This window comes from Paenibacillus sp. GbtcB18 (genome assembly GCF_019091125.1).
GTDB classification, from domain to species: Bacteria; Bacillota; Bacilli; order Paenibacillales; family NBRC-103111; genus Paenibacillus_F; species Paenibacillus_F chitinolyticus.
In genome coordinates, this window is the sequence record NZ_JAGXJX010000800.1 from 1 (window position 1) to 239 (window position 239).

Annotated in this window: 1 protein-coding gene; it reads right to left on the reverse strand. The window is 58.2% G+C overall.

Annotation, left to right across the window (positions count from 1 at the left end; genetic code table 11):
* Positions 1-239, reverse strand: a 239-nt coding sequence (locus KVT34_RS31005) for a hypothetical protein (RefSeq protein ID WP_302695788.1), incomplete at both ends; no start/stop codon positions are given.

The following is a 239-nucleotide window of genomic DNA, read 5'->3' on the forward strand; positions in this document are numbered from 1 at the left end:
GTTGCTCCTGTACTTCCGGTTGCTCCCGTGTCTCCGGTCGGGCCCGTATTTCCGGTTGAACCTGTATTTCCAGTTGCTCCCGTACTTCCGGTCGGCCCTGTATCTCCGGTCGAACCTGTATTTCCAGTTGCTCCCGTACTTCCGGTCGGCCCTGTATCTCCGGTTGCTCCTGTACTTCCGGTTGCTCCCGTGTCTCCGGTCGGGCCCGTATTTCCGGTTGAACCTGTATTTCCAGTTGC